Here is a 4,562-nt window from a genome sequence, read left to right on the forward strand (position 1 = left end):
GCTCGCTTCGGTGCCACTGGGCACGTTTCCGCCAAGCTGCGGTGCGGTCACCGCTGCACGCTCGGCGCATGCGAGCGGCGCTCGGCTGCACTTTCGGGTCAGTCGTCGTAGTCGGTAGAGGTGGTGATGTGAGCCCAGATGGCGGCTTCTTCGGCTCGGGAGCGGGAGGCCTGGTCGGCGTGGGTGAGGGCGTCCTTGCCGAGCAGGAGCCGGAGCGGTGGGTTGTCGAGGGCAACGATCTCGAGGATCGCGCGGGCCGCCTTGGCCGGGTCGCCGGGTTGTTGGCCGTCGGTCTCAAGCCGGTAGCGGTTCATCGCGCCGACGGTGGAGTCGTAGTCGGGATCGACCGGCGCGAGCGTCATCGACGTACCGCCCCAATCGGTTCGGAACGCACCGGGCTCGATGATCGTCACCTTCACGCCCAACGGCGCGACCTCGTTGCTCAGGACCTGCGAGAACCCTTCGACCGCGTACTTCGCGGTCTGGTACGCGCCCATCCCCGGCGTACCGCCGGCCCGACCGCCGATCGACGAGAACTGCAGGAAGTGCCCGCTCCGCTGGCGCCGGAACACCGGTAGCGCGGCCTTCGTGACGTTGACGAGGCCGAACAGGTTCGTCTCGACCTGTGCTCGGAAGTCCGCGTCGGTGGTGTGTTCGATCGCGGCGCTGTTCGCGTAGCCGGCGTTGTTCGCGACCACGTCGAGACCGCCGAACGCGTCGAGGGCGGTCTGTACGGCGGACTGCGCCGCGGCCGCGTTCGTGACGTCCAGCGTGATGGTGCGGATCCGCTCGCCGTACCGGTCGACCAGATCGTCGAGTTGCTCCGGTTTGCGGGCGGTCGCGACGACCTGGTCGCCGGCGGCCAGGACCGCTTCGGTGAGGGCGCGGCCGAGACCGCGGGAACTGCCGGTGATCAACCAGACCCGCCCTCTCGCTTCGCTCGAGGACGGGGAGGAGTCTACTCTGCTCATGATGATCCTAACTAACCAACTGGTTGGATGTATTCCCCGATGATGACACAGCTAACCAACCGTGTGGTTGGTAAGATGGGCGCATGCAGAGGAATGCCGACCGGACCAGGACCCGGATCCTGGCGGCCGCCACCGAGGAGTTCGCCGCCCGCGGGATCGCCGGGGCGCGGGTGAACCGGATCGCCGAGGTGGCCGGCTGCAACAAGGCGATGCTGTACGCGTACTTCGGCAGCAAGGACGGGTTGTTCGACGCGGTCTACACGGCGGCGGTCGACACCTATCTGGCCGAGGTCGGGTTCGACACCGCCGATCTCCCCGGGTACGCCGGCCGCGTCTTCGACTACTTCGAGGAGCATCCCGAGCATCAGCGGTTGAACATCTGGTACCGCCTCGAGCGCCCCGACGGCACCGCGCTGGAGGCGATCGTTGCCGTCAACAAGAGCCGCCTCGGCGACCTCGACCAGGCCCAGCGTTCCGGCGTCGTACCGGGAAATTTCACCCCCATCGAGTTGCTTGCTTTGCTCCAGGCCATCGCCACCAGCTGGTCGTCGATGAACCCCGAGTACGGCGCATCCGCGCCGAGTCGAGCCTCTCGTCGCGAGGCGGTTGTGGAGGCAGTGCGGCGGTTGCTCTCGTCGTAGGTGTGGCGCAGAACACCATGGATTCTCAGCCAACTCATTGCCTCAGCCGAGGGAGTTTCTCAGTCTCGCGAGCTCTACTTCAAGGCAGAGAGAACTGGCCGAGGAGGGCACCGGGAATGAACGACAACGCGGGACAGCAGGGAGCCGGACAGGGACAAGACGGCGCAGGGCAACAGGGCGCCGGCCAGCAAGGTGCCGGCCAGCAAGGCTTCGGCAACCAAGGTCCCGGTCCGCACGGTCCCGGTGCGCAGGCTCCCGGGCAGCCGGGCCACTGGCAGCCGGCCAACCCGCAGCAGCCCCGTCCGTACCAGGATGGTCTGCAGCAGCCCGGTTCCTACCAGGACGGTCTCCAGCAGCCCGGTCCGCGCCATGGCGGCGCGCAGCAGCCCGGTTCGTACCAGGATGGTCTGCAGCAGCCCGGTTCCTACCAGGACGGTTTGCAGCAGCCGGGTCCGCGCCATGGCGGCGCGCAGCAGCCGGGTTCGTACCAGGATGGTCTGCAGGAGCCGGGTCCGCGCCATGGCGGCGCGCAGCAGCCTGGTTCCTACCAGGACGGTCTGCAGCAGCCCGGTTCGTACCAGGATGGTCTGCAGGAGCCGGGTCCGCGCCATGGCGGTCCGCAGCAGCCTGGTTCCTACCAGGACGGTCTGCAGCAGCCCGGTTCGTACCAGGACGGTTTGCAGGAGCTGGGTCCGCGCCACGGCGGCGCGCACCAGCCTGGTTCGTACCAGGACGGTCTGCAGCAGCCGGGTCCGCGCCATGGCGGCCCGCAGCAGCCCGGTCCGTACCACGGTGGTCCGCAGCAGGCGCCGTACTCGGGGATGGGTTATCCGCAGTATCCGGGGTATGGCGTGCCGCAGCAGCGGGCGCCGCGGAAGCGGGGGCGGCACTTGCTGGGAGCCGGTGCGCTGGGGCTCGCCGTCGCGGTGGTCGCCGGTTCGGTTGCCTGGGGCATCGATCAGCGTGCGGGCAGCGGTTCGCAGCTCTCGCACCAGCAGTTGGATCCGGCCGCCGTGGCCGCGAAGGTCTCGCCCGGACTGGTGAACGTGAACACGACCCTCGGATACGAGGGCGCGAAGGCAGCCGGGACCGGCATCGTGCTCACCTCCGACGGTGAGGTCCTGACGAACCACCACGTGATCGAGGGGGCGACATCGATCTCGGTGGTGGATGTCGGCAACGGGAAGACGTACACCGCGGGTGTGGTCGGGTACGACGAGGACCACGACGTCGCCGTACTGAAACTGAAGGACGCTTCCGGGCTGGAGACGGCCAAGATCGGCGACTCGGACAAGGTCGCGCTCGGTGACAAGGTGGTCGGGATCGGCAACGCGGGCGGCGTCGGCGGTACGCCGCGCTACGCGGCCGGCACCGTGACCGGGCTGAACCAGTCGATCACCGCGACCGACGAGAGCGGGCAGGACCCGGAGAACCTGACCGGCCTGATCCAGACCAACGCGAACATCCAGGCCGGCGACTCCGGCGGACCGCTGGCGAACGCGTCCGGCGAGGTGATCGGCGTCGACACGGCCGGCTCGAGCAGCAACAGCGAGGGCAACGGGCCGCAGCAGCAGACAGCCGCGACCACGGCCAGCTCCGCCACCGCGACGCTCGCATCGGCCGGTACGGCGACCGAGACGGCCGACGGCAACGGGAACGACAACCCCGGCCCCGGCTACGGCTCGGGTAGCGGCAACGGCTATGGCGACGGCAACGGGTACGGCGACGGCTCGGGCAACGGGTCGGGCAACGGGTACGGCGACGGCTCGGGCAACGGGCAGGGCGACGGCTCGGGGAACGGGCAGGGGCAGACCACGACGCAGGGGTACGCGATCCCGATCAACGAGGCGATGGAGATCGCCGACCAGATCGAGGACGGCAAGGCGTCGGACACCGTGCACATCGGTGAGTCGGCGATGCTCGGAGTCTCGGTGCTGCCGAATGCCGACACGACCGGCGCGGCGGTCGGCGACGTACTGGCGAACGGCAAGGCCGACGAGGCCGGGATCGAGGCCGGCGACGTGATCACCTCCTTCGCCGGCAAGACGGTCGAGTCACCCGACAGCCTGTCGGCCCTGCTGAACGAGCATCACCCCGGCGACAAGGTCGAGGTCGGCTGGGTCGACCAGAGCGGCCAGCAGCACAAGGCAACCATCGAACTCATCACAGGCCCGGTCCGCTGACACCAGCGCTACCCCCTCGCTGAAGCGGACCGAACGATCGGGCCGGGCACCTCCTACCTCCCCCCACGAGGTGCCCGGGCCCGATCAACACAGACGATCAGGCCCGGCGTCTCCTCCCTCCGAGGAGCCCGGGCTTGATCAACACGATCGGGCTCGGCGCCTCGTCCCCCGCGAGGTGTCCCGGGCCTGGTCGGCACACGATCGGATCCCCGCCTCGTTCCCCTGCGAGGTGGCCGGGTCCGGTCGGCACACGATCGGGCCCGGCCACCTCCTCCCCTCCGAGGGAGCCCGGGCCTGATCCAACACGATCGGGCCCGGCGGCTCCTCTCCTCCGAGGAGCCCGGGCTTGATCGAACAAGATCGGGCTCGGCGCCTTGTTCCCCCGCGAGGTGCCGGGTCCGGTCGGCACAGACGATCGGGTCTGGCGTCTCCTCTCCTCCGAGGAGCCCGGGCTTGATCGAACAAGATCGGGCTCGGCGCCTTGTTCCCCCGCGAGGTGCCGGGTCCGGTCGGCACAGACGATCGGGTCTGGCGTCTCCTCTCCTCCGAGGAGCCCGGGCCTGGTCGAACAAGATCGGGTCCGGCGCCTTGTTCCCCTGCGAGGTGCCGGGTCCGGTCGGCACAGACGGTCGGGTCTGGCGTCTCCTCTCCTCCGAGGAGCCCGGGCTTGATCGAACAAGATCGGGTCCGGCGCCTTGTTCCCCTGCGAGGTGCCGGGTCCGGTCGGCACAGACGGTCGGGTCTGGCGTCTCCTCTCCTCCGAGGAG

General features: G+C 69.3%; 4 protein-coding genes. 2 read left to right on the forward strand and 2 right to left on the reverse strand.

Annotated features, from left to right (window positions below; all coding sequences use genetic code 11):
- Positions 1–98: 98 nt before the first annotated feature.
- Positions 99–971 carry an oxidoreductase gene (locus tag EV652_RS28740; RefSeq protein WP_132212381.1) on the reverse strand — a complete coding sequence of 291 codons (873 nt, stop codon included), beginning with the start codon at positions 969–971 and terminating at the stop codon, positions 99–101.
- Positions 972–1,054: 83 nt separating this feature from the next.
- On the opposite strand from EV652_RS28740, the gene EV652_RS28745 reads away from it, so the two are divergent.
- Positions 1,055–1,612: a TetR/AcrR family transcriptional regulator gene (locus EV652_RS28745; protein WP_132212382.1), complete on the forward strand. Its 558-nt coding sequence runs from the start codon at positions 1,055–1,057 to the stop codon at positions 1,610–1,612.
- Positions 1,613–1,686: 74 nt separating this feature from the next.
- Here EV652_RS28745 and EV652_RS45455 read toward each other — a convergent pair whose 3' ends face one another.
- Positions 1,687–2,313, reverse strand: a complete 627-nt coding sequence (locus tag EV652_RS45455) for a hypothetical protein (protein ID WP_132212383.1) — start codon at positions 2,311–2,313, stop codon at positions 1,687–1,689.
- Between EV652_RS45455 and EV652_RS28755 the strand changes: the two genes are divergently transcribed.
- The gene (locus tag EV652_RS28755; protein WP_242002071.1) at positions 2,290–3,795 is read left to right on the forward strand and encodes a S1C family serine protease; all 1,506 of its coding nucleotides are present in this window, start codon (positions 2,290–2,292) and stop codon (positions 3,793–3,795) included. The genes EV652_RS45455 and EV652_RS28755 overlap by 24 nt on opposite strands.
- Positions 3,796–4,562: the final 767 nt, after the last annotated feature.

Origin of the sequence: Kribbella steppae (assembly GCF_004342025.1) — a bacterium.
Taxonomy (GTDB): domain Bacteria; phylum Actinomycetota; class Actinomycetes; order Propionibacteriales; family Kribbellaceae; genus Kribbella; species Kribbella steppae.